The following is a 24,088-nucleotide window of genomic DNA, read 5'->3' on the forward strand; positions in this document are numbered from 1 at the left end:
ACTGTGAAAGCAGAGGCTCTCCTGACCAGCTTCTCGATCTTCCTTGCAGTCGCCGCAGCAGCACCCGTTGGCGCGCAGACGGCCGAAATGGCGGTCACTACCGCGACGCCGTCGACTAAGCCCCAAGCTGATGCAGGCTATCAATTGGGGCCGGACGACGAAGTGAGGATTGCGATCTTCGGTCAACCAGACCTGTCATCCACGACCCGCATCAAGGAAGACGGCACCGTTACACTCGCCTTGATCGGCCCGATTCAGGCGCGGGGCAAGACGACGTCGCAACTGGCTCAGGCAATCGCGGCCAGTTACGCGAGCGGAGGCTTCCTCGCCAATCCTTCGGTCAACGTCGAGGTGAGCAACTATGTCAGCCGCTTCGTGACCGTTCTGGGCAATGTGCCCCAAGCGGGCAATTATCCGCTGGATCGCAATTATACGGTCGCGTCGATGCTTGCCAAGGCTGGCGGCTCGACGAAGGACGGGGCTAACGCCGTCATCCTGACGCCAGCCGATGGCAGCGGCGCCGTCCGCATCTCGCTCGCCGACATGGCTGTCGGGGGCAGTCGCCAGCTGAAGCCTGGGGACATCCTGTTCGTCCCGCCAGCCGAGAAGGTTTATGTCTACGGCCAGGTGCAGCAGCCTGGCGCCTTCTCGTTCGCGCCGGGTCAGAGCTTCCGCCAAGCGCTCGCACTGGCGGGAGGGCCAACGCTCGCAGGTTCTACCAAGCGCATAAAAGTACGCCGGGGAGGCAAGGAAATACAGGCGAACCTGGATGATCCGGTTCAGCCTGAGGACGTCCTCATCATCCGGGAGAAGCTGTTTTGACGACAATCGATCATGGCTTCGCGCAGGATCGGTCCAGCGGCATGCGGGACTGGCTCCTGTCTTTTCGCCGCAGCACGGCACGTGCCGAGACTCCCAATGGCGGGCCGCGCGCGGCAATGGCTGAGCCGCTGCTGCTCGACACGCCCGTGGCGCCGGGGTTCCGGCAACAGCCAGATGAGGTGACGGATGTACCACGCGCCCTTTCGATGGGGGCGATGGCCGCGCCCCTGAAGCCGATTAGCTTGCGGCGGGATTCGATCTACAGCGCTTTCAGCACGGCGATGCCGGTGACGGATCGTCACGGGCTGGCGGGACGGAATAGCGAGCTGGAAAAGCTGGTCGAGGCGATCGTCGTTCAGCGGAAGCATGCGGTCATTTTTGGTACGCGGGGGTCGGGCAAGACTTCGTTGGCGCGGGTTTTTGGCGATCTGGCGGATGAGGCCGGATGCGTTGCGCTTTATGGGTCGGCGAGTGGCGACGCTGATTTCGATGCGTTGTTCCGGCCGTTCCTCAGCGAGCTACCGATGAGTGCGGCTGGGCAGGAAAAAGCGCGAAAATTAATGAATGAAACCATTGATGGAACGCGGTTGGCGAACCTGTTGGTGGAGGACGTACGTCAGCGTACTATTTTGATCCTGGATGAGTATGACCGGGTCCGGTCTGATGAGGCCAAGTCGGACGTTGCGACGCTGCTGAAGTTGCTGACCGATATTCATTCGCCGGTTCAGGTGGTGCTGGTGGGCATCGCGGGAGACGTGGATGGGCTGATCGCGGCGCATCCATCATTGCGGCGGCATATCGCGCCGCAACGGGTCGCGCCGATCCCCAAGCTGGAGCTGGAACGGCTGCTGATGAGCTGCGCGGACAATGCGCGGCTGAGCCTTGACCCCGACGCGCTCGATGCGCTGGCGGGCGCGGCGATGGGGTCGCCCTACCATGCGCGGCTGTTCGGCATGCAGGCGGCGCTCGTCACCGAGTCCGCTGGACGCGAGCGCATGACGCTGGCCGACGTGGAGCAGGGCCTTGCGTCTGCCCTCGAAGATTGGGTGGAGATGAGCGGGGCGACCCATGCGCTGTTCCGCCGCGTGTTGTGGGAAGCCAATGCGAGCCGACGGATGATCGCGCTGGCAGGCGTGGCTGCTTCGCAGATGTCGGTCATTTCCTATGATCGGCTGGTTCGGCTGGGCCATGAGGTGTTGGGCGGCGGATCGATCAATGAAGGTCAGGCGGCCGATGCAATGCGGCGGCTGGAGCCCGCGCTCACGCCGATGCCCGGCGGCGAGCTGTTCATGTTCGAAGACACGCTGGCGCCCCAATTTCTGTTGTTGATGGCGAAGCAGCCGGTGCCAGCGACGCCCCCTGCCCCCACCCCCGCCGAAGAGATGCGGGCCATGTTGCGAGGAGTTGACGGGCTATGACCATGAACCCGATCGATCTGCTGTCGGCCGTGCAGGCGCGATGGCGGACGGCGGCGCTGCTGGGCGGCGCGCTGTTCCTCATCATCGCCATTCTGGCCTTCGTCCAGCCGCGCCAATATGCGGCGACAACCTCGCTACTGCTGGACCTGTCGCAGACGGACCCCACGGACGCCAACAACCAGCCCGGCGTTCGCGTCGAGGTGGATAGCATCCTGGGCACGCAGACCGATGTCATCCGATCCGCCAAGGTGATCAATGCCGTGGCCAAGGAAGCCGGTTTCGTCGATGCCCTGCCCAAAGACATTCCGCTCGACGCGCGCGTGCAGCAAGCCGCCGACCGGGTGCGGGCCAATCTGACCGTAACGACGGGTCGTCAGAGCAATGTGCTGCAGCTGCAATATCTGGATGCCGACCCGGCGGTAGCGGCCAAGGTCGCGAACCTTGCCGCGCAGATATACATGCGCGAGCAGGTCGAACTGCGCGCGTCCCCCGCGCGCGGTTCCGCCAAATGGTTCGACGAGCAGACCCAGGAAGTGCGCCGCCGCTACGAACTGGCGCAGAAACGGCTGTCCGATTTCCAGCGGGCGCATGACATTATCGGCATCAACCGCATGGACCTTGAAGCCGAGAAGCTGAAGAACATGTCCTATCAGCTGACGCAGGCGCAGGCCGAGGCGGCGGCGGCGCGATCCAAGGCGGGCGCAGGTTCCGTTTCGGACATTGAAGGATCGCTGATCGTCCAGAATTTGCAGGAGCAGGTCGCGACACAATCGGGTCGTGTTTCGGAGCTGTCGAAGACACTGGGTCCAAACCACCCGAGCATGGTCGCGGCGAACGCGCAATTGTCGGAACTGCAATCCAAGCTGGCGTCTGCGCGATCGAGCCAGGCGGGCGCGGTGAATGCGAACAGCGTCGCTGCAAACCGCCGTGAAGGCGACCTTAAGTCCAACATGGCGGGTCAGGAAGACCGCATGATCCGCATGTCCGACGTGCAGGACCAGTTGATGGTCATGCAACGAGATGTGGATGCCGCACGACAGACCTACGATACGGTTCGGCAGCGCTTCAACGAGGCCACGCTGAAAAGCCAGATCTCGCAGCCTAATGCCAGCCTACTGGATGAAGCATCCGTCCCGCTGATGCCAGCCAAGCCCAATCTTATGCTGTGGCTGATCGCAGGGGTCGCTCTGGGCCTGATCGGCGGGGTGGCGGCAGTCGTGATCGCCGAGATCCTGAAACCTCGCGTTCGATCCGCCGCTGGTGTCGCAAAGGCGACCGAAGTTGAAGTCATCACCGAACTGCTGCCGGTCCCGACCCGGAGCGGCTGGTTCCTCAATCGGCAGGAGGCCGCATGAGACTGCGTTCCACGGCAGGCGCCCCACCCCAGTTAATGCCCGGCGGGGGAACCGCTGCGCTACGCCCCAGAGGGCGGGACAAGCAGAGCTTTGCCAGGCTGGCGGTGGATCACGGGTTCCTGGCGGAATCCGACGTCACCCGCGTTGACATGCATGCGCGTGAGCATGGCCTTGCCTTCCACGAGGCGGCTGTTGAGATGGGCGCGCTGGATACCGAGGCGGCAAATCTGCTGGCGGCGCTGGCAGGCGGCTTTTCGCTATTGCCAGCGGGTGACGAGCGGATCGACCCGGCGGTGGTCGCGGCCTTCGACCCCGCAAGTCCCTATGCAGCCAAGGTAAGGACGATCCGGGCGAAGATGCGGTCAGCCGCGAAGGCGGGCGATCCATCCGCACTAAGGCTGGCGGTGCTGTCCGTGGATGCGGGGGACGAGGCGGCGGTCATGGCCGCGAACCTTGCCGTCGTACTCGCGCAGATGGACGGGCAGACGATGTTGATTGACGTCGATATGGGCAACCCGTCGCTCGACCGTCTGTTCCGGATAGCGAACAAGGCGGGTTTGGCGGAGCAGTTGATGGGCAGCGCGGCCCTGCTGCCAGCGGCCAAGACCGCGATCGAGGGATTGTGGCTGATGACCGCAGGGCGCGCCTCCGGCAGTGCGTCGAGCCTGATCACACGCGGCCCGCTGGCGGACACGGCCAATGGATGGGGCCTTAAGGAAACATCGATGCTGTTCTACCTTGCCGAGCGCAAGGGCGAGCAGACGCCGGTCGGCAGCATTTTGGCGGGCTTTGACGCGGTGGTCATCGTGGCGCGGCGTGGCGATACCGCCATCGCAGATTTGCGCCGCATCATCGATGATCTGGACCGGCAGGGCGTGCCGATCGCCGGGACGGTCATTGCATGAGTGCAGAGCGAGCCCTCCCCCAGCCTTTTCCGTCCGTAGAGCCGCTAGACAAGAGCGTGCCGGTCGGCGGCGTGCCGGTTTCCACCCTCTCGCTTGATGCCCTGATCACGAAGATGGTGCGTGAGGCGCCGCTACGCCGAATGCAGAAGGAAGCGCCGTTGCTGGTGTTTGACTGCAACGGACAGGGGCTGTCGATGAACGCTCTCGATCCGGGGTTCCGCGCCGATCTGGCTAAAGCGGACCTGATCCACGCCGATGGGCAAATCGTCGTCATGGCGTCACGCTGGTTCAGCAACACTCCGATCGCCGACCGGTCGAGCACGACAGACATGTTCATAGACAGCCTGCCGCAGGCGGCGGCAGGCGATGTCCGCTATTATCTGCTCGGCGGCGAGGAAAAGGTGAATGCCGAATGTGCGCGGCGGATCACCGATGCGACGCCCGGCCTGAAGCTGGCCGGGCGGCGCAATGGCTTCTGGAGCGCGGAAAAGGAAGATGCGCTGATCGAGGAGATCAACGCGGCGGCGCCGGACGTGCTGTGGGTCGGTACGGGAAAGCCGCGCGAGCAGGCCTTTTGCGTGCGCAACCGGCACCGGATCAAGGCGGGGTGGATCGTCACCTGCGGCGGCCTGTTCAACTATGTGACGGGTGACTATCCGCGTGCGCCGATGTGGATGCAGAATGCGGGGCTTGAGTGGCTGCACCGGATGGTCACGCGGCCCCGGCAGTTGGCCTGGCGCTACATCACCACCAATCCCCATGCGCTCTGGTTGATCTGGAAGCATCGCCATGGCTGATGGGACAGCGGTTGCGCAGGCCCACCCCCTAACCCCCTCCCGCTTGCGGGAGGGGGAAGAGTCCTCCTGCTCGCCGGAGACGCGCGTGCGGAAACTTGGCAACATCTTTGGCCGCTTTGGCCTTGCCAGCCTGTCGTCGGCGATCGTGTCGGTCAGTCATCTGGCCGTGCAACTGTTTTCCATTCATCATCTGGGCGCGGCGGCAATCGGCACATTGGCGTTTCTGCTGGTTATCATCCAGTTCGGGTACAGCCTGTCGAACGCGCTCGTTTCCACGCCCTATACGATCGCGGTCAATCAGGACGACGAAGCCGATCACAAATCCTTCGACTTCTTCTTTCCGGTGAACCTGCTGCTGGCGGCCAGTCAGGGTTTGATCTGCGCGGCCATTGCCTGGGCGACGGCATCCGCTGCTGCGGCGGCGATGTTCGGACTGGCGGGCACCTTGTCTCTGGTGCGATGGTTCGGGCGATCCAATGCCTATGCGCATCATAGGCCCGCGCGAGCGGCGCGATCCGATCTTGCCTATGCCGGGACGATCGTCGCGGGCCTTCTGGTGGCTTCCCGAATGGGTGCGGACCTAGCGAGTATCGGCGCGATGTTGGTGGTGGCCAGCATCACGGGGCTCCTGCCGTTCGGCCTTTCCTATTTGCGGCGGCATTTCAGCATGCGGCCGACGACGGCTCTGGGCGCCTATCGTCCCGTGTGGCGGGAGCAATCGGGCTGGACGTTGGTGGGGGTGCTGTCAACCGAAGCGACATCCAACGCGCATAGCTATATCGTGACGCTGCTCGCGGGTCCGGCGGCCTTTGCGCCTGTCGCGGTGGGGATGCTGTTCTTCCGGCCCGTCAATGTGTGCATAACCGCCCTTACCCAGCTGGAACGACCGCGCATGACCCGAGCCGTGGCGCGCGGCGATCATGACGCCGCGATCACGTCCGAGCGCATTTTCATGGGCGCGCTGCTGTTCCTGTGGGTTGGCACGTGCGCACTGGCGGCGGTCGTGCTGTTCATCTTTCCCCAACTGATCCTGAAGCCGACGCTTGATTGGCAGTTGGTTGCCATCGCGGTGGGGCTGTGCGCCCTGCTTTCGCTGGTTCAGTGCGTGCAGACGCCGATGAGCGTCATGACGCAGGCGCGCAAGGCGTTCCGGCCGCTTGCCCATCAAAGCTTGCGCAGTTGTGGCGTCGGCATTGTGGCGGTGACGCTGCTGACGCTGGCGGTTGCGCCTATTTTCTCGATCGCTGGCGTCGTGCTGTCGCAGCTGGTGATGATGTTGGGCATCTGGCAGTTGGACCGCAAATGGCGGGCGAGCCAGAGGGTGGAAGGCTAAAGCCCATGGCGTCAACATGGCACCGCACTGGCCTTGCGCCCTCCCTCCCCGCTCCTGCTGCATCGCGGGAAAGTCGGGTGGTTCTGGTCGCTCAGATTTTCTACTTCATATTCCTGATGATGGTCTTCATCGGCCAGCAGCCTTTCGCGTCGCGGACGCAGGATGAGCTGGTGGCGATGGCGGCGGACAATGACGGGTCGGACCTGTTCAAGCAGGCGCTGTTCATCGGCTTTGCGCTGCTGCTGACGGGAGTGCAGATATTCCGTCAGCATCCGCTGAAATACCGTTTCACCTTCTGGCCGCTGGCGATCATGCTGGTCTGGTTCCTGATCACCTGTAGCTGGGGCGTCGATCCGTTCGTGTCCTTCAAGCGGGTGATGCAGCAGTTCATCGTGATCTACATCACCTTCTGCGCATTGGCGCTGATCGGGCCGGAACGGCTGTTCACCGCCCTGCGATGGGCGTTGATTACGTCGCTGCTGATATGTTGGGTTTCGATGCCGCTGACCTCCGCAGCGGTGCATCCGCCGACCGAGAGCGACAAGGCGTTGATCGGCGCGTGGCGAGGGTTCTTCTTTCACAAGAATATCGCGGGCGCTGTGATGGCGTTGTGCTTCATCGTGTGCGGCAATGCGTGGGTGGATCGCCGTAAATGGTATTACGCGCTGTTCGCGATCATGGCGTTCGTCTTCGTGATCGGGACGAAGAGCAAGACGTCGCTGGCGCTGTGCATCGGCATGCTGGCGATCAGCAACATCTATCGGGCGCTGAGCGACAATACGCAAAAGCGGGCGATCCTGCTGATCATGCTTGGGTTCGGGATGGTGGGGTTTCTGGCGCTCTACATCGCCTATCAGCCGACGATCGAACGGCTGTTTGCCGATCCGACGAGCTTTACCGGGCGCGTGTCGATCTGGCGCGTGGCGTTGGACTATCTGGCCGATCATCCGTTCCTGGGGGCGGGTTTCGGGGGCTTCTGGCAGGTGGGGGCAAACTCCCCGGCGCATGATTACCTGAACCAGCAATTCCAGATGCTGACGGCGCATTCGCATGATGGATATCTGGAGATTTGGGTGACGACCGGGCCTTTAGGACTGGCCATGCTGCTGGTGAGCTTTCTGGCCCTGCCCGCTTATTGGTTCCTGACCGGATCGACCAAGGAGAACCAGCATCTGATGGTTCCGGCTTTCGCCATCTGGGTGTTCGTCATGTACCAGAATCTGCTGGAGACCTCCTTCTTCGATAAGGACCGGCAGGTCTGGGTGATCTTCCTCGCGGCGGTCGCCACCGCGCACGCGACTTTCAAGGCCAAGCCGCGCCCGCAATGGCAGCGGCGGCACATTTCTTCCCCGGAGGCTGTTAATGGCTAGGGTTATTATCTGCATCGCGACGTGCAATCGGCCGCAAGGGTTGCAGCGGACGCTGGAGTCGATTGCGGCGCTGGAAACGCGTCACAAGCTGGAGGTGCTGGTCGCGGACAATGACGCCGCGCGGGCCGAGGGCATGGGCGTGGTCGAGCGGCTGGCTTCGCAAGGCTATCGCTGGCCGATCAAGGCGCGGTTGGTGGCTGAACGGGGGATACCCGTGGTACGCAATGCACTGGTGGCGGAGGTGCTGGCGCGACCCGGCGTGACGCATGTCGCGATGCTGGATGATGATGAAGCCGCCTCCCCCGGCTGGATCGATGCGCTGGTGGACACCGCCATGCGTTGGAATGCGGATGTCGTGGGCGGCGCGGTGGCGCGAGAGATGGACGCGCGGGTTGCGCCCTGGGCCACGCGGCATCCCTTGTTGCAAGCCAAGCGGCGCGGGACTTCGGGGCCTGTCGCGCTCGTCGATAGCACGGCCAATGTGCTGATCTCTGCGCAGGCGCTGCATCAGATGGGCGAGCGGCCGTTCGATGAGCGCATGGCGCTGACCGGCGGGTCGGACAAGCAGCTGTTCAGCCGGATGGCGCGCAAGGGCTTTCGCTTTGCCTGGTCGGAGGAGGCTCTGGTGACGGAGCTTATTCCGGCGAGCCGGGTCACTACCAAATGGCTGCTGATGCGCGGATACCGGCTGGGGATGACCGACATGATGGTCGAGCGGTTCCACAGGGGGCGGCTGCGCACCTTGCTGGGCGAAGCGCCGCGCATTGCCGCAGGATTCCTGGTGGGCACGGTGGGCGCTGCGGCAACGCTTGATCGGGGCAAGCGCGTCGTGCGGCTGGGTAAACTCTACCGCGCTATCGGCAAGATCGCCGGAATCGCGGGCTTCCGTTACGAAGAATATCGAAAGGTGCATGGAGCATGAGCGATGCTGCTCCCTTCTTTTCCGTCGTCATCCCACTCTATAATCGGGCCGATATCGTGGGCGACACGATCCGGTCGGTACAAGCGCAGGACTGGCAGGATTTTGAAATCGTCGTGATCGATGACGGATCGCGCGATAATCCGGCTCCGGTGATTGAAGCCATTGGCGACCCGCGCGTGCGGTATATCAGGCAGGATAATGCCGGGGGTGGAGCCGCGCGCAATCATGGGATCAAGGCCGCGCGGGGCCGATATATCGCCTTCCTCGATTCCGACGACCTGTTCCTGCCGGGCAAACTGTCGATCATGGCGCAGGCGCTGAAGGATGATGATGGCCGCACCGTCCTCTATTCCAGGATGAAGGTGGACCGGGGCGTCGATCGTTACTGGATCAGGCCTGATCGCGGCATACGGGACGGCGAGGATGTTGGCGAATATCTGTTCTGCGCCAACCAGTTCATGCAGACATCGACCATGGTCGTGCCGAGCGACATGGCGCGAAAGGTGCTGTTCGATCCGGCGCTGAAGAAGGGACAGGATCTCGACTTCTGCGTCCGATTGCAGGGCGCAGAGGCGCGGTTCAAGATGATCGACGAGCCGCTGACGGTCTGGCTGGACGCAACGGAAGATGGCCGCACATCCTATGTCCGGGGATATGAAACCTCGCTGGACTGGCTCGATCGCTGCGGTCACATGCTGACCGATCGGGCGAGGCGCGGCTATCGCGCGACGGTGCTGGCCTATCACATGGCGCCCGTGCGTCCCGTCGCTGCGCTACGCGATCTGGTGATCGGCATGTTCGCAGGCGGGGTCCCGCCAAGGGTGGTCGCGCGGCAGATACTGCGTTCCTATCTTCCAAAGCCGCTCTACCGTTCGCTGGTCAACCTGTTCGTACTTCGGTTCGGCAAAGGTGAGCCGGCCCATGGCGGAGCGCGGTCGTGATGAGCGCCTGGCAACCTCCATCGCAGCTTCAGGCTGCCGTCGCCCAACCGCTATTTTCGGTTGTCATCCCCACCTATCAGCGCCGCGATGCCGTGGTCGCGGCGGTGCTTTCCGCACTGGAGCAGAGCATCGCGGTGATTGAGGTGATTGTCGTCGTCGATGGATCGACCGACGGCACAGAATTGGCATTGGGCGCGATCAAGGACCCGCGCGTGACCATCGTCGTCCAGCAGAACCGGGGTGCGTCGGCGGCGCGCAACGCCGGTGTCGATCGCGCACGCGGGCGCTACATCGCCTTTCTGGATTGCGATGACCGTTTCCTGCCGCATCACCTTGCCGATCTGCTGCCCCTGCTGGAGGAAAGTGACGATATCGTGGCCTATGGACAGGTGCTGGCCGACCGGGGCGGCGGGCGGAATTTCCTGAAACCTCCGCGCGCGATACAAAGGAATGAGCCGGTCGATCGTTACCTGATGTGCGATCGGGGCTTCATCCAGACCAGCAGCGTGGCGCTCAGCCGTTCGCTCGCCGAAAAGGTCCGTTATCGCGAAGATGTGAAGTTTGGGGATGACACGGATTTCGCGTTGCGGCTGTCGCTGGCGGGCGCGCGTTTCGTTATGGCCAGCCGCCCCGGTACGATCTGGGCAGACCGTCAGGCAGAGGACAGGCTGTCGCAGATCCGGGGGAGTGTAGGCAGCCTGACCTGGCTGGCCGACCTGCGCCCCCATATCTCGGCGCGGGCTTTTTCGGGATATATGGGTTGGCACGCGGCAAAGAGCATCTGGCCGACCAAACGGCTTCGGGCCATCCGCTACTATCTGACGGCATTGTTCCATGGCGCCTATGGGCCGCGTCTGGCGGGCGCGGTGCTGATGCAGATCGTTCTGCCGGACGGCGTTTATCGCAAAATCTGTGACCGCTGGATCGATGTCACGCGATTGTTGAGCGGGCGGAGGCAAAGCCTGTGAGGCGGCGGGATTTTCTGGCGGGGGCGGCGACGCTGGCGGCCTGCTCTCCCCTGCCTCCCGGCGCGGCCCGTGTCGTGTCGCGCGAAGGATTGGCGGATCATGCCAAGGCTTCCGGGCGCTATTTCGGCGCGGCCGTGAAATCGCGATTGCTGCGCGAGGACAGCGCGTATCGTGCAACAGTGACGCGGGAATGCGACATTTTGGTGCAGGAATATGAACTGAAGCGCGGAACCACCGAACCAAAGCCCGGCAAATATGACTTTAGCGGCGCTGACCAGATCATCGACTTTGCGCAAGCGCATGGGATGCGGGCGCGCGGACACACATTGGTCTGGTACACGGCCAATCCGCCCTGGCTGGAACCGGCGGTGCAACAGGCGAGCGATGCGCAGCAACGACAGTTGATGACCGGCTATATCGACGTTGCCATGCGACGCTATGCGGGCCGGATTTCCGAATGGGACGTGGTCAATGAAACGATCGAGCCCAATCAGGGCCGCGCCGACGGCATGCGCGCCGAGAGTCTCTGGATGAAGGCCATGGGCGAGCAATATATCGACCTTGCCTTTCATCGTGCGCGGGAAGTGGATGGCGAGGCCACGCTGTTCCTCGGCGACTATGGGCTGGAACATGACTCCCCGCGCTGCGAGCGGCGGCGAACCGCCATGCTGAAGCTGCTCGATCGTTTGATGAGCCGGGGCGTGCCTGTGGATGCCATCGGCATTCAGGGGCATCTGAAACCCTATAAGGAGCCGTTCAATCAGCGGCAATTTGCCGATTTTCTGGAAACGCTGAGCGGATATGGTTTGAAGCTGGCGATCACTGAACTGGATATCGCCGACCGTGGCGGGCCACCTAATCCGGACAAGCGCGACCGTGAGGTTGCGGCCTTTGCCAAGGCTTTCCTGGACGTGGCGCTGGATAATCCGGCGATGGGATCAGTCCTGTGCTGGGGTGTGTCGGACAGGGATTCATGGCTGTCCAAATATCCCGAATATAAATGGCCTGACGGCCAGCTATCCCGTGGCCTGCCCTTTGACGGTAAAATGGCCCGGAAGCCATTTTGGGACGCAATCGCTGGCGCCTTTGATGCGGCGCCTCCTGCAAGGAGGAACCGGGCATGAGGGTCGCCTCACTCACTGGCCTGCGCGGGGTCGCAGCCGTTTCCGTCCTGCTTTATCACATCCCGCATCAACCGGCCTTTTCGCAGTTTGCGATCCCGCTTTTCTCGCGGGCCTATCTGGCGGTCGACCTGTTCTTCATCCTGAGCGGCTTCGTCATTTCCTATGGCTATCATGACCGGGTGGTGAAGCATCTGAGCCGAGCGAGCTATGTAGATTTCCTGATCAATCGCATGGCGCGTGTCTGGCCGCTGCACCTGATCGTCACATTGGTCTTTGGGCTGCGCATCCTGCTCAACGTGTCGGGCAATCAGTCGATCGAGTTGAACCCGGCCAATATCCTCAGCAACCTCTTCATGGTGCAGAGCTGGGGTTGGGGCACGGAACCGATCGCTGGCAATAGCTGGTCGGTCAGCACGGAAGTTGCGGCCTACCTCATCTATCCACTGATCGCGATCCTTGCCTTTTCGCGCTGGGCATGGGCGCAGGTGGCGATCTGCATCGGACTGCTGCTGCTCGTGGCTTCGTCGGGACTGGGGGCCAGCGGGCCGCTCGACGTCAATAACAGCGACAGCGTGTTGACGCTGCTGCGCTGCCTTGCGGGCTTTTCGCTGGGCGTGCTGACATATCGTGTTGCGGATCATCCTTTGTGCAAGGCCGTGATTGGCCGCAGCGGCGGTTTTGCGGCGGTTTGTGGTCTGATCGCGCTGGCGCTGCTGTTGCCAGGAGCCGATGTGCTGGTCGTGTGCCTTATGCCCACGCTGGTGCTGAGCTGCTATTATGACGGGCCAGCCGCGCGGGCGGTGATGGCCAACCGGTTGAGCTTTCATCTGGGCCTGATCAGCTATTCCATCTATCTTTGGCATCCACTGGTGCGCGACGTCGCCGCGCGGGCAATGGGCGTCGCGCAGCGGCATGGAATCGTCGGGATGGACTGGCTGTTCGTGCTTGGGATGCTGGTCGTCACCTGGCTGATCTGCTGGGTCAGCTATTTGCTGATCGAGGTGCGAGGGCACCAGTTCATCAAATGGCTGCAAAAGGGGCGTCCGCAGCGCCCCACCGCGTTGGAACCGGCGGCGCCATGATGGGCAAACCGATCTGGATTGCGGTTCCGACGTTCCGGCGACCTGCCGAATTGCGGCACTTGCTGGAGACGCTGGCAAAGATGGTGCAGCGGCAGGATGTCATGGTGCTGGTCGCCGACAATGACGGGAACGCGGCAGAGGGCGCGGCTGTCGTGGAGGCTTTGCGGAATAGCGGCTACCCCCTGCCCCTGACGCTATTGCCGGTGGCGGAGCCGGGGCTTTGCTCGGTTCGCAACGCGATATGTGATGTTGCGATGGCCGATCCCACTATGCGATTCATTGCGATGATCGATGATGATGAGTGGCCGCAGCCGGGCTGGCTCGACGCGCTGCTTGCCTGTCAAGCGCAGGTGGGCGCCGATGTGGTCGCGGGGCCTGTTGATTTTCACTTCAAGGATGGGCCGCCACGATGGGCGCAACAGACTTTGGTGTTCCGGCCGGAGCAGCGGGCATGGGGCGCAACAGGCATTTTGTGGGCGAGCAATAACCTGCTGGTGAACCGCAGGGCGCTGGAGATGGTGCCACGGCCGTGGTTCGATGTGCGCTTCAACCGCAGCGGGGGTGAGGATCTGGATTTCCTTGCGCGGTTGCGGGAAGCGGGCGCGCGGTTCGCTTGGGCACCCGATGCCCGGGTGAGCGAATGGGTGCCGCCGGAACGGGCGAAGCTGAGCTGGGTGTTGAAGCGGATGTGGCGGATCGGATTTACCGAGACGCTGGCGCAGCGGAAGCGGCGGCCGGGGCGCATTGCGCAGGTTGCCCTGTTGGGTAGGACGCTGGGTATACTGACGCTGCGCACCGCAGGGCTTGCAGGACTGATCCTGCCCGGCGTCCGCCGCGTGGACGTTGCCGGGCAGTGGGTCAAATGCTGGGGGCGCCTCTATGCCCTGTCAGGCGGCGCCCATAGCCATTATGGCGCGCTGTAAATGCGCAGGCTCTTGATAATCATGTCTCCTGAGCCATCATCATAGCCACCACTGGTCTTCACCGCGACGTCCATGATCGGATACCAGCGGTGCCCCTGGAAGGGGTTCACGGACTGATAGGTTTCGACCCCGTCCACGAACCAGGTAATATAATCGCGCTGAATATCGACGGCGAAGCGGTGGAAGTCTTGGGCGAAGCCATTGAGGCCGTAAGCCTGCTCAGCCTGGATCGTGACGCCCCGCTGGAAGCTGCGGACGCCGTCCTTGCCGCCATGGATGGTGTGGGCGATGTGACGATCGAAATCCCAAAAGCTTTGATAGCCGAAGCCCTCATAGATATCGATTTCGGGCGGCCATCCGCTGGTGGAGATCAGCCAGAAGGCGGGCCATGAGCCGCGGCGATTGGGCATCCGGGCCACCCATTCATATTGGCCATAGCCGATCTGCGAGGCGATGAAATTGCGGCCATCCAGCACCGACGCGCCATAATACCAGTTCTGGCCTTCATACCAGATAGGCGACTTCAGCTTCTGGCTATGCAGGACAAGACCCTTTGTGCCCCAGTAGACTGGACCTTCAATGCCGGGGAATAGCGACGAATCCAGATAGAGGCCGGTCTCTCCATTGGCGATCTGGGTACGGCCATGCGACAGCGAGGTGGCCCAGCGATCCCAGCCGCCGTCGGGCGAGCGCTTGTGCGTTTCCTTCTTCAGCTCGAACTGGAGCGTGCCTGTTGCCGCGAAGGTTCGGGGCTGGCGGAAAGTGCCGGTTGCCTTGGGTGTTGGCGCGACGGTGCTGCTCGCGGTGATGGTCGCCAGCGACTGCCCCTGGAGGCCGCCCCAGGGCGCTTCCCGCAGCTTCAACTGGAACTGCTGTCCCTCGGCGAGGCTGGTGATCGGTACACCGACCGTCTGGACGAGCGGATCGCCGGGGCGGAAGATCACGACTGTATCTACCGTCTGGTAGTTGTAGCCGGACAGCGCGCGCAGCGTGCCTGACCCATTCACGGTAATGACCCGCGCGATGACGGTGTTTGGCGTTGGACGATCAAGCGTTACCGGCACATAGGCAGTGCCGCTGCCCGGGCGGACGGTCGCGTTGCCTAGCGACAGGGTCGATTTGTCCGGCAGCTTTGTACCATTGGCGAAATCGAATGTGGAAAAGCTGGATGAAACGGTCGAAGTGGTGTCAGTCGATAGCGAAGTTGTCGAAGTGGTTGTCGATGTCGATCCACTACTGAGCAGAGTCGTGGTTGACCCCGTCTGCAAGTTAGTCGATGTCGATCCACTCGATAACATCGTTGCGGCCCCCGCCGCCATGACGCATAGAAGCGATAATCCGGCTCCACACATGGAGCCGGTCAGTTTGATATTCATTTTTGCAACCCCCGCTTATTAGCCCCTTGAGGGTCCTATACGAAGATTAACAAAAACTTCCGGTCAAGCACGGCTCATCGCAAAGCTGGAGCATTTGCGATGAGCCGATACATGTAGGCTTTATTCCGCAGCCTGGATGAGCGTTTCGGGCTCCGGTTCTGCGCCCCTGCCTACGCTGACATAGGAGAAGCCCGCCGCTTCCGCGTCGGCGGCCCGGTAGATGTTGCGAAGATCGACAAGGCCCTCACCGCTCATCACGGATCGCAGGCGCGGCAGGTCGAGCGCACGGAGCGCGTCCCATTCGGTGACGATCACCACCGCCGCAGCGCCCTGGGCGGCCTCATAGGGATTGGCGCAGAAATCGACGCCGCGCAGCATGGATCGAGCGGCCTCCATTCCTTCCGGATCATAGGCGCGGACCTGGGCACCCGCATCCTGCAACGCCTGGATGATCGAGAGTGACGGCGCGTCCCGCATGTCGTCCGTGTTCGGCTTGAAGGTCAAGCCCAGCACGCCGATCGTCTTGCCGCGAACGGAACCGTTGCACACAGCGACCACTTTGCGGGCCATGGCACGCTTGCGGCTTTCGTTGATCGCAACGGTTGTTTCGATGAGGCGGATCGGCGCGCCCGCGTCTTCAGCCGTTTTCACCAGCGCCAGCGTATCCTTCGGGAAGCAGGAGCCGCCATAGCCGGGACCCGCGTGGAGGAACTTGCTGCCGATGCGGTTGTCGAGGCCGATGCCGCGCGCAACCTGCTGAACGTCCGCGCCGACATGTTCGCACAGTTCCGCGATCTCGTTGATGTAGGTGATCTTCATCGCGAGGAAGGCGTTCGCGGCATATTTGATAAGCTCGCTGGTGCGTCGGCCCGTGAACTGAATCGGTGCCTGGTTCAGATAAAGGGGGCGATAGACCTCCTCCATCACCGGGCGGGCGCGGTCATCCTCGATGCCGATGACGATGCGGTCAGGCCGCTTGAAATCCTGGATCGCCGCGCCTTCGCGTAGGAATTCAGGGTTGGAGGCGACAGCAAACTCCGCAGCCGGGTTGGCTTCGCGGATGATGCGATCCACTTCATCGCCTGTTCCGACGGGAACAGTCGATTTGGTGACGACGACCGTAAAGCCACGCAATGCGGACGCGATTTCGCGAGCGGCATCATAGACGTAGCTAAGGTCGGCGTGACCATCGCCCCGGCGCGCAGGCGTGCCAACGGCGATGAAGACGACGTCCGCCTCCGCCACCGAAGCCGCCAGGTCCGTGGTGAAGGTAAGGCGCCCTCCCTTCACATTGCGCGCGATCAGGTCGGCGAGCCCCGGTTCGTATATCGGCACGCCGCCGTCGCGTAGCACTTCGATCTTGGCTACGTCCTTGTCTACGCAGACGACATCATGCCCAAAGTCGGCAAGGCATGCGCCCGAAACCAGCCCAACATAGCCCGATCCGGTCATCACGATCCGCATCACCTATTCTCCTTAACAAGCGGCTCCCCCTTGCGCAGCGATCCGGAGAAAAAGGCGCAAAAAGCCGATCCCGCGAGCGCGGGACTGATGGGCTTAGCCTTTCGCCATGGATCGGATGCCCAAGCGTGAAGCCCGACATCCAAAAGCTGGAACCAGCCAGCTATTGATGCAGCGCAGCATAGCGTCTCGCACTGAATTGATGCAACGCAACCTGCCGCTAAGCAGACACATATGGGCGTGGAACCAGCCAGTTGCTGGTAGGAAACCGTGTCAGATGCCGCCAGCGAAGACCGGCCAGCCGCCTTGCTCCAGTCGAGCGCTCAAATCGGCAATGCACTGCTCCAGCACTGCGGCCCGGGTTGAGCGGATGACGAAGTTTGCTCCCGTCCGGCCATCCCGGAAGAAGGGATAGCTGCCGATCTGGCAGCCTTCATGCGTGCGCTCCGTCGCGGCGAGAAGGTCGGCTATTTCGCTTTCCGCGACCCAGCAGCCAATCTGCGCCGACAGCAAGGGTTGGCCGCCCTCCAACGTGCCGGTCAGCATGTCGAGCATGCCAGCCGTGATGTGGGGCACGCCCGCCATGATGAAGATATTACCGTGTCGAATGCCAGGCGCGCCGGACATGCGGTTTTCGATAAGGTCTGAACCGGCGGGCACCCTGGCCATGCGCAACCGGGCGTCGGTCAGCCCGCCCCGTGTTTCATAATAGCCCTGGAGCATGGCGCGGGCCTGCGGATGAATTTCGACATCGACATCAAGGGCGCGGGCGATCGCATCGACAGTGATATCGTCGTGCGTCGGCCCGATGCCTCCGGTGGTGAACAGATAGTCGTGGCGCACCCGAAGCGCATTTACCGCTTCAACGATGGAGTCGCTGTCGTCCGCGATCACGCGTACTTCCCGCAGCCTGATTCCCTGTACATTCAGCCAGGACGCGATCTGCGCGATATTCTTGTCCTGGGTTCGGCCGGACAGAATCTCGTCTCCGATCACGATCAGCGCGGCGGTCCAGATACGTTCGGTTACGGGCATGAGGCTGGCCATAGCGTTTGACGCGTCGGCTGCCTAGCCCGACACGATCGGGGCCTCGCAATATCGTGCTGCGCCGACTATAACCGGGACATGACCGAATATATGACGATGACGGCCGATGCGCCGATTTCGCGATCGACCGCGATCAAATTGTATGACGCCGCTGGTTTCGAAGGCATGCGCAAGGCGGGACGGCTAGCTGCCGAAATCCTTGATGCGCTGGTGCCACATGTGGTGCCGGGCGTGACCACGGGCGAACTGGACGACATCGTCCGGCGCATGACACTCGACGGCGGCGGCGTGCCAGCCACCCTTGGCTATCGCGGCTATACGCACAGCTGCTGCATCTCGCTGAACAATGTCATTTGTCATGGCATCCCCGGCGACATGAAGCTGAAGGATGGCGATATCCTGAATATCGACGTGACGCCGCTGGTCGATGGGTGGCATGGCGATACGAGCCGGATGTTCATAGTCGGCGAAACCAGCATCAAGGCACGGCGGCTGGTCGAAGTGACCTATGAATGCCTGATGCTGGGCATCGAGCAGGCAAAGCCCGGCAATCATCTGGGCGACATCGGCCATGCTATTCAAAAGCACGCCGAAAAACATCGCTATGGCGTGGTCCGGGATTTTTGCGGCCATGGTTTGGGCCGCGTTTTTCACGACAGTCCCGAAGTCGTCCATATCGGCCGACCGGGCGCGGGGCCAGAACTGCGCCCCGGCATGTTCTTCACCATCGAACCTATGATCAACATCGGAAAGCCCGGCGTGAAGATGCTGGAAGACGGATGGACCGCCGTCACGCGCGATCGCACGCTGTCCGCGCAATTCGAACATAGCATCGGGATTACCGAAAATGGCTGCGAGATTTTCACGAAGAGCCCGGCCGGGCTCGACGCACCGCCCTATTTGAGTTGAAAAACACTGCCTAAAAATCAGGCACGATGGGACAATATTGCCCTGAAATCAGGCAATATGGACAAAGATTGCGGCATCGCCGAAAGCGTGGCGTAGCGATTCGCCGTTTGGCACGGTAATTGATTGTTGAAGGGCACGGCGCATGTCTCGGGGGCATGAAGATCGTCGCTTTTAAATGATGAGGGCGAAGATCACTTCGTCATCGCGCGCGCGTTTGAGTTGGGATTAGAGTGATGAAAAAGATCGAGGCGATCATCAAGCCGTTCAAGCTCGACGAGGTGAAGGAAGCGCTGCACGAAGTGGGCGTGTCCGGCATCACGGTTACGGAGGCCAAGGGCTTTGGCCGTCAGAAGGGCCATACCGAACTGTATCGTGGCGCTGAATATGTCGTCGATTTCCTGCCCAAGGTGAAGCTGGAGGTGGTCGTGGACGACGCCTTGGCAGACCGCGTGGTGGAGGCGATTTCCGCCGCCGCGCAAACCGGGCGGATCGGCGATGGCAAGATATTCATCTCGGCGATCGAAGGCGCGGTTCGCATCCGCACCGGCGAGCGGGATAGCGACGCTATCTGATCTCCACCAAGTTTGATTTCGCGTCAGCTTCGTAAAGGAGCTGACGAACTGCAACATCCACTACCCCTTCGGGGGGGTAATCATGAAAGAAGGGCAAGCGCACATGGCCAACACGCCAAAAGACATCCTGAAGATGATCGAAGAGAAGGAGATCGAGTGGGTCGATCTGCGCTTCACCGATCCCAAGGGCAAGTGGCAGCACCTGACCATGGTGTCTTCGGTCCTGGGCGAAGATGAGCTGAACGAAGGCCTGATGTTCGACGGTTCGTCGATCGAAGGCTGGAAGGCGATCAACGAGTCGGACATGATCCTGAAGCCCGACCTAGACGCCGTCTATGTCGATCCCTTCAGCGCCACCCCGATGCTGATCCTGTTCTGCGACATCGTCGAGCCCGACACCGGCGAACTCTACGCCCGTGACCCGCGTTCGACCGCAAAGCGCGCGGAAGCCTTCGTGAAGTCGGCTGGTTTCGGCGACACCGTCTATGTCGGCCCGGAAGCCGAATTCTTCATGTTCGACGACGTCCGCTTCAACAACGACTATAACGAGTCCTTCTACAAGATCGACGACATCGAACTGCCGACCAACACCGGCCGCGAATATGAGGGCGGCAACCTCGCCCACCGTCCGCGCGCCAAGGGCGGCTACTTCCCCGTCGCTCCCGTCGATCCGGCCACCGATATCCGCGCCGAGATGGTCACCACCATGCTCGAAATGGGCCTGCCCTGCGACAAGCACCACCATGAAGTGGCCGCTGCCCAGCACGAACTCGGCCTGACCTTCGGCACGCTGGTCCAGACCGCCGACCGCATGCAGATCTACAAGTATGTCGTGCAGATGGTCGCCCAAGCCTATGGCAAGACCGCGACCTTCATGCCCAAGCCGATCGCTCAGGATAATGGTTCGGGCATGCACACGCACATGTCCATCTGGGACGGCGGCAAGCCGCTGTTCGCGGGCGAAGGCTATGCCGGCCTGAGCGACATGTGCCTCTACTTCATCGGCGGCGTCATCAAGCACGCGAAGGCGCTGAACGCCTTCACCAACCCGACGACCAACAGCTACAAGCGCCTGGTGCCGGGCTTCGAAGCGCCGGTTCTGCTGGCCTATTCGGCGCGCAACCGCTCGGCCTCCTGCCGTATTCCGTACGGCGCGGGTTCGAAGGCAAAGCGCGTTGAGTTCCGCTTCCCCGACGCGATGGCGAACCCCTATCTCTGCTACGCAGCGCTGCTGATGGCTGGTCTGGACGGCATCGAGAACAAGATCCATCCGGGTTCCGCGATGGACAAGAACCTCTATGACCTGCCGCCGGAAGAACTGAGCCAGGTGCCGACCGTCTGCGGTTCGCTGCGTGAAGCGCTGAACAGCCTGGAAGCCGACTATGAGTTCCTGCTGAAGGGCGACGTGTTCACCAAGGACCAGATCGAAGCCTATATCGAGCTGAAGTGGCCCGAAGTGTACCGCTGGGAAATGGCTCCCTCGCCGGTCGAATTCGACATGTACTACAGCTCCTGATTTTTTCGGGTTGCCGTCAAGAAAGAAGCTCGGTCACGCAAGTGGCCGGGCTTATTCTTTTGGTAGGGCCAACGAGATCAGAAACATTTGCGCAACCTGATAGCCATGATGAGTAAGCCTTCATTGATGATTGCCGCGCCGTCCATGTGGGATATCAACGTACCCAAAATGGAGGCAGGCCGTGACCAACATGCAACCGTGGGCGGGTATCCCCACGCTTAGATCCATGGGCCTGCATCGCCATCGCTTCTTACGGCGTGCGGCTTTCGCGATCCTGCCGCGGCTCGCGTCCCGAGATATAACCATCTCTCATCACTGGGTCGACGGCGCGAAACTGCGCCTCAATCTGTTTCGTCACCGCGGCTACTGGTATCATGGCCGGGGGCGCGAAAGTGGTGTGATGTCCAGCCTTGCGCGGCTCATCCAGCCCGGTGACACCGTGATCGAAGCTGGCGCCCACATCGGATATATCAGCATTTACCTAGCGAAGTTGACCGGTCGTGAGGGCAAGGTCTTCGTCTTTGAGCCCAGCCGCGACAATCTCCGCTATCTGACCGCCAACGTGGCGTCATTCCCGCAGGTGGATATCATCCCGGAAGCTGTCGGGGATACCGTAGGGCAGGCGTCATTCTACGTCGAAAATCTGTCGGGCCAGAACTCGTCCCTGATCCAGGATTATGAAAATCTGGAAAAGAATAACCAGAACGCCTTTTCAAACCAGCATTACAACCAGATGCAAGTGAATGTGACCACCATCGACAGCTTCGTGGCGTCGAGGATGATCAGGCCCGACTTCCTGAAAATCGATATCGAGGGCGCGGAACTGATGGCGTTGAGCGGCATGACCGAATGCCTGGCCCGCGATCGGCCCAAGTTGATGGTGGAAGTGACCAATCAGGAAGACGCCGTGATGCAGCTGATGGCGGCAGCGGGTTACAAGGCGTTCGATAACCGCCTGAAGCCCTTCGGCCCGGATGCAGACCAAGGACCGAACCGCTTCTTCATACCCGAAGAACAGTCGGGAAGTATCCGCACCTAAACAGGCGGCGCCGGATCAGGACAGCTTCATCCAGGGATAGAGGCCCCGAAGAGCAGCACGGGCTCTCCGGCAGGGGATAGCGCGACCTCCCCTCCCGCGCTCGTCACCAGGCTGCGGATCATCCACGCGGCTGCTGTGCGTGACGCGAGGCTGTCTTCCGGGAGCGTTCCTGCCAGAGCGGCGCGAAGATCGGGATCGAGCACCAGCTTGGGACCTTCGGCACGAACCACGATTTCCGTAACGCCAGGCCGCTTTTCAGCGCCGATGTCCAGTTGGCCACCGCGCACCAGTGCGTCGCCCGCGATGAGGGCAAGGTTCAGCAACACCTTTACCGGCAGCTTGTCGAGCATGTCGTCATCGACAAGCCAGCCGACCTTGACCCGGCCCGCCGCGAACATGCCCTCAATCGCCACGCGGGCTTCGTGCGTGGGCACCGCGTCACCGAAGCCACCCGCCGACCCGAAGGCAAGCCGGAAGAATTTCAGCTTATTGGCCGAAGTTTTCGCGCTGTCGGCCAGAAGATCGAGGCAACGCTGGCGCATTTCCGGGTCGGTTTCATCCGCCATCAACTCCAGACCGTTGTTTAGGGCGCCGACCGGGCTCAGCAGATCATGGCACAGGCGCGAACAAAGCAAGCTGGCAAATTCGATGCTGTCGGTCGGGTGGGTCATGAGGGGTTCTGCCGCCGGAAATAACTGAAAGGAATGACAGGCTAATGCGCTGCCGGGCCAGATGATGCAACCCCGGCCTGCCGCCTTTGCCTCACATGATATCGAGCAACGCCTCGGAAAATGTCACCTTTTCCGAACTCCCCATGCTTGCGATCCAAAGCCGCACTTCTCCCCGGCCGACGATAAGCCACAGGCTGCCGTCGGGGGCCGCATAGGCCGCGTCCGTGGCCGACGGTTCAGGGCAACCTCCAGGGTGCGAGTGATAATGGCCCATCACGGCTGGTCCACCCGCCCTCGCGGCCTTGTGAGCGGCAAGGAGCGCCGCTGGATCAAGTTCGAAATGCCGTGCCGGATCAGGCGCGACATTTTCTGCCGGGCGCGCTTGCGTGATGCAGCCGAAATGCCCCAGCAGCAACCCGCAGACTTCGTCAGCGCTGCTGGCCGCGTGAGACATGATCTGTTCCAGCAGCAATCTTGAAATGCGGACCATCATTCTTACATGCTTAACCAATGGGTTCGGGGGATTCTATCATCGAGACGGCGATAGGCGAAGCGCAGCATGGCCTTCGCCTGGACAAGGCGCTTACCGAACTGGTTCCGGAACTTTCACGTGAGCGATTGAAGAGCCTGATCGTCGATGGTCAAGTGACACTCGCGGGACGAACGCTGAGCCCTTCGATGAAGGTGGCCGATGGTCAGACTTTTACGATCAGCATTCCAGCGCCTGCCGATGCCGAAGCGATCGCCCAGGATATTCCGCTGACCATCGTGCATGAGGATGCCGACCTGATCGTCGTCGACAAGCCAGCGGGTCTGGTGGTCCACCCGGCGGCTGGCAATCTGGACGGGACGCTGGTCAATGCCCTGCTGCATCATTGTCGCGGGCAATTATCCGGCATCGGCGGCGTCGCTCGCCCCGGTATCGTCCATCGAATCGACAAGGACACGTCGGGTCTGCTGGTCGTTGCAAAGTCCGACCGGGCGCATGAGGGGCTGGCACAGCAGTTCAAGGCGCACAGTATCGACCGGCTATATGCGGCGATCGTCTACGGACATCCCCAACCTGCGGCCGGAACGATCGACACATGGATCGGGAGGTCGGATTCGGATCGCAAGAAAATGGCGGTTCATCGCGAAGGACGTGGCAAGCATGCCGTCACCCATTATCGTACGATCGAACGCCTGACCGGCGCCGCATTGGTGGAATGCAGGCTGGAAACTGGGCGGACCCATCAGGTGCGCGTTCATATGGCACATCTGGGTCACCCCTTGATCGGCGATCCGGTTTACAGTAGAGAGAGGAAAGGTTTCAAAACGATACTGGAAACGATGCGTTTCAGAAGGCAGGCATTGCACGCGAAACAGCTGGGGTTCATACATCCGGTGACGGGGCAAAAACTTAGCTTTGACAGCGCACTGCCTGCTGACATGCAGGAACTGTTAAGCGAGCTCCACGTATAGGTTTTGACAAGTTTGCGACGGCGCATCGGACGCCTCTTCTGGGTCCCGCCGCGCACGAAAGGGAAAGGTGAAGCGA

General features: G+C 61.8%; 23 protein-coding genes. 18 read left to right on the forward strand and 5 right to left on the reverse strand.

The genetic code is table 11. The features are described from left to right. The first annotated feature begins 21 nt into the window (after positions 1-21). The 13 genes from ACWNC0_RS16050 to ACWNC0_RS16110 are packed head-to-tail and all read left to right on the forward strand — an operon-like array spanning position 22 to position 13,960. Positions 22-822 (forward strand): polysaccharide biosynthesis/export family protein, encoded by an 801-nt coding sequence (locus ACWNC0_RS16050; protein WP_449474637.1) that lies wholly within the window; start codon positions 22-24, stop codon positions 820-822. After that, positions 819-2,240 carry an ATP-binding protein gene (locus ACWNC0_RS16055; RefSeq protein WP_449473026.1) on the forward strand — a complete coding sequence of 474 codons (1,422 nt, stop codon included), beginning with the start codon at positions 819-821 and terminating at the stop codon, positions 2,238-2,240. Before ACWNC0_RS16050 ends, ACWNC0_RS16055 begins: the two co-directional genes overlap by 4 nt. Then, positions 2,237-3,595: a GNVR domain-containing protein gene (locus tag ACWNC0_RS16060; RefSeq protein WP_449473027.1), complete on the forward strand. Its 1,359-nt coding sequence runs from the start codon at positions 2,237-2,239 to the stop codon at positions 3,593-3,595. Before ACWNC0_RS16055 ends, ACWNC0_RS16060 begins: the two co-directional genes overlap by 4 nt. Continuing rightward, on the forward strand, positions 3,592-4,500 hold the full coding sequence (locus tag ACWNC0_RS16065; protein WP_449473029.1) for a capsular biosynthesis protein: 909 nt from the start codon (positions 3,592-3,594) through the stop codon (positions 4,498-4,500). Before ACWNC0_RS16060 ends, ACWNC0_RS16065 begins: the two co-directional genes overlap by 4 nt. Beyond that, positions 4,497-5,297, forward strand: a complete 801-nt coding sequence (locus tag ACWNC0_RS16070; RefSeq protein WP_449473031.1) for a WecB/TagA/CpsF family glycosyltransferase — start codon at positions 4,497-4,499, stop codon at positions 5,295-5,297. The genes ACWNC0_RS16065 and ACWNC0_RS16070 overlap by 4 nt, the downstream gene beginning before the upstream one ends. Further along, positions 5,290-6,630: a lipopolysaccharide biosynthesis protein gene (locus ACWNC0_RS16075; RefSeq protein ID WP_449473032.1), complete on the forward strand. Its 1,341-nt coding sequence runs from the start codon at positions 5,290-5,292 to the stop codon at positions 6,628-6,630. The genes ACWNC0_RS16070 and ACWNC0_RS16075 overlap by 8 nt, the downstream gene beginning before the upstream one ends. A gap of 5 nt (positions 6,631-6,635) precedes the next feature. Further along, a complete protein-coding gene (locus tag ACWNC0_RS16080) occupies positions 6,636-8,000 on the forward strand; it encodes an O-antigen ligase family protein (protein ID WP_449473034.1) in 1,365 nt (454 codons plus the stop codon). Continuing rightward, positions 7,993-8,922: a glycosyltransferase family 2 protein gene (locus tag ACWNC0_RS16085; protein ID WP_449473035.1), complete on the forward strand. Its 930-nt coding sequence runs from the start codon at positions 7,993-7,995 to the stop codon at positions 8,920-8,922. Before ACWNC0_RS16080 ends, ACWNC0_RS16085 begins: the two co-directional genes overlap by 8 nt. Then, on the forward strand, positions 8,919-9,863 hold the full coding sequence (locus ACWNC0_RS16090) for a glycosyltransferase family 2 protein (protein ID WP_449473037.1): 945 nt from the start codon (positions 8,919-8,921) through the stop codon (positions 9,861-9,863). The genes ACWNC0_RS16085 and ACWNC0_RS16090 overlap by 4 nt, the downstream gene beginning before the upstream one ends. After that, positions 9,863-10,831 (forward strand): glycosyltransferase family 2 protein, encoded by a 969-nt coding sequence (locus tag ACWNC0_RS16095; RefSeq protein ID WP_449473039.1) that lies wholly within the window; start codon positions 9,863-9,865, stop codon positions 10,829-10,831. Before ACWNC0_RS16090 ends, ACWNC0_RS16095 begins: the two co-directional genes overlap by 1 nt. Continuing rightward, positions 10,828-11,955 (forward strand): endo-1,4-beta-xylanase, encoded by a 1,128-nt coding sequence (locus ACWNC0_RS16100; RefSeq protein ID WP_449473041.1) that lies wholly within the window; start codon positions 10,828-10,830, stop codon positions 11,953-11,955. The genes ACWNC0_RS16095 and ACWNC0_RS16100 overlap by 4 nt, the downstream gene beginning before the upstream one ends. Next, entirely contained in the window at positions 11,952-13,037 is a 1,086-nt protein-coding gene (locus ACWNC0_RS16105) for an acyltransferase family protein (RefSeq protein WP_449473043.1), read from the forward strand. The genes ACWNC0_RS16100 and ACWNC0_RS16105 overlap by 4 nt, the downstream gene beginning before the upstream one ends. Further along, entirely contained in the window at positions 13,034-13,960 is a 927-nt protein-coding gene (locus ACWNC0_RS16110) for a glycosyltransferase family 2 protein (RefSeq protein ID WP_449473044.1), read from the forward strand. Before ACWNC0_RS16105 ends, ACWNC0_RS16110 begins: the two co-directional genes overlap by 4 nt. Here ACWNC0_RS16110 and ACWNC0_RS16115 read toward each other — a convergent pair. The 3 genes from ACWNC0_RS16115 to ACWNC0_RS16125 form a co-directional block, all read right to left on the reverse strand. Further along, positions 13,945-15,336, reverse strand: coding sequence for a glycoside hydrolase family 16 protein (locus tag ACWNC0_RS16115; RefSeq protein WP_449473045.1), 1,392 nt, complete (start codon positions 15,334-15,336; stop codon positions 13,945-13,947). The two genes, ACWNC0_RS16110 and ACWNC0_RS16115, sit on opposite strands and share 16 nt — an antisense overlap. A 120-nt stretch (positions 15,337-15,456) precedes the next feature. Further along, positions 15,457-16,800, reverse strand: coding sequence for a UDP-glucose dehydrogenase family protein (locus ACWNC0_RS16120; protein ID WP_449473046.1), 1,344 nt, complete (start codon positions 16,798-16,800; stop codon positions 15,457-15,459). 270 nt (positions 16,801-17,070) lie between these two features. Further along, positions 17,071-17,832, reverse strand: coding sequence for a competence/damage-inducible protein A (locus ACWNC0_RS16125; protein WP_449473048.1), 762 nt, complete (start codon positions 17,830-17,832; stop codon positions 17,071-17,073). A 90-nt stretch (positions 17,833-17,922) separates the two neighbouring features. On the opposite strand from ACWNC0_RS16125, the gene map reads away from it, so the two are divergent. The 4 genes from map (at position 17,923) to ACWNC0_RS16145 (ending at position 21,880) form a co-directional block, all read left to right on the forward strand. Continuing rightward, on the forward strand, positions 17,923-18,753 hold the full coding sequence (gene map / locus ACWNC0_RS16130; RefSeq protein ID WP_449473049.1) for a type I methionyl aminopeptidase: 831 nt from the start codon (positions 17,923-17,925) through the stop codon (positions 18,751-18,753). A gap of 233 nt (positions 18,754-18,986) precedes the next feature. After that, on the forward strand, positions 18,987-19,325 hold the full coding sequence (locus tag ACWNC0_RS16135; RefSeq protein ID WP_196225956.1) for a P-II family nitrogen regulator: 339 nt from the start codon (positions 18,987-18,989) through the stop codon (positions 19,323-19,325). A gap of 103 nt (positions 19,326-19,428) precedes the next feature. Next, positions 19,429-20,841 carry a type I glutamate--ammonia ligase gene (glnA, locus tag ACWNC0_RS16140; protein WP_449474638.1) on the forward strand — a complete coding sequence of 471 codons (1,413 nt, stop codon included), beginning with the start codon at positions 19,429-19,431 and terminating at the stop codon, positions 20,839-20,841. A gap of 190 nt (positions 20,842-21,031) precedes the next feature. Then, entirely contained in the window at positions 21,032-21,880 is an 849-nt protein-coding gene (locus ACWNC0_RS16145; RefSeq protein ID WP_449474639.1) for an FkbM family methyltransferase, read from the forward strand. Positions 21,881-21,906: 26 nt separating this feature from the next. Here ACWNC0_RS16145 and ACWNC0_RS16150 read toward each other — a convergent pair whose 3' ends face one another. Both ACWNC0_RS16150 and ACWNC0_RS16155 read right to left on the reverse strand, forming a co-directional pair. Further along, positions 21,907-22,551, reverse strand: a complete 645-nt coding sequence (locus ACWNC0_RS16150; protein WP_449473052.1) for a histidine phosphotransferase family protein — start codon at positions 22,549-22,551, stop codon at positions 21,907-21,909. A gap of 91 nt (positions 22,552-22,642) precedes the next feature. After that, positions 22,643-23,044, reverse strand: coding sequence for a Mov34/MPN/PAD-1 family protein (locus ACWNC0_RS16155; RefSeq protein ID WP_449473053.1), 402 nt, complete (start codon positions 23,042-23,044; stop codon positions 22,643-22,645). Positions 23,045-23,061: 17 nt separating this feature from the next. Between ACWNC0_RS16155 and ACWNC0_RS16160 the strand changes: the two genes are divergently transcribed. Next, positions 23,062-24,012: an RluA family pseudouridine synthase gene (locus tag ACWNC0_RS16160; RefSeq protein ID WP_449473055.1), complete on the forward strand. Its 951-nt coding sequence runs from the start codon at positions 23,062-23,064 to the stop codon at positions 24,010-24,012. Positions 24,013-24,088 lie beyond the last annotated feature (76 nt).

The organism is Sphingobium chungangianum, from assembly GCF_977014255.1.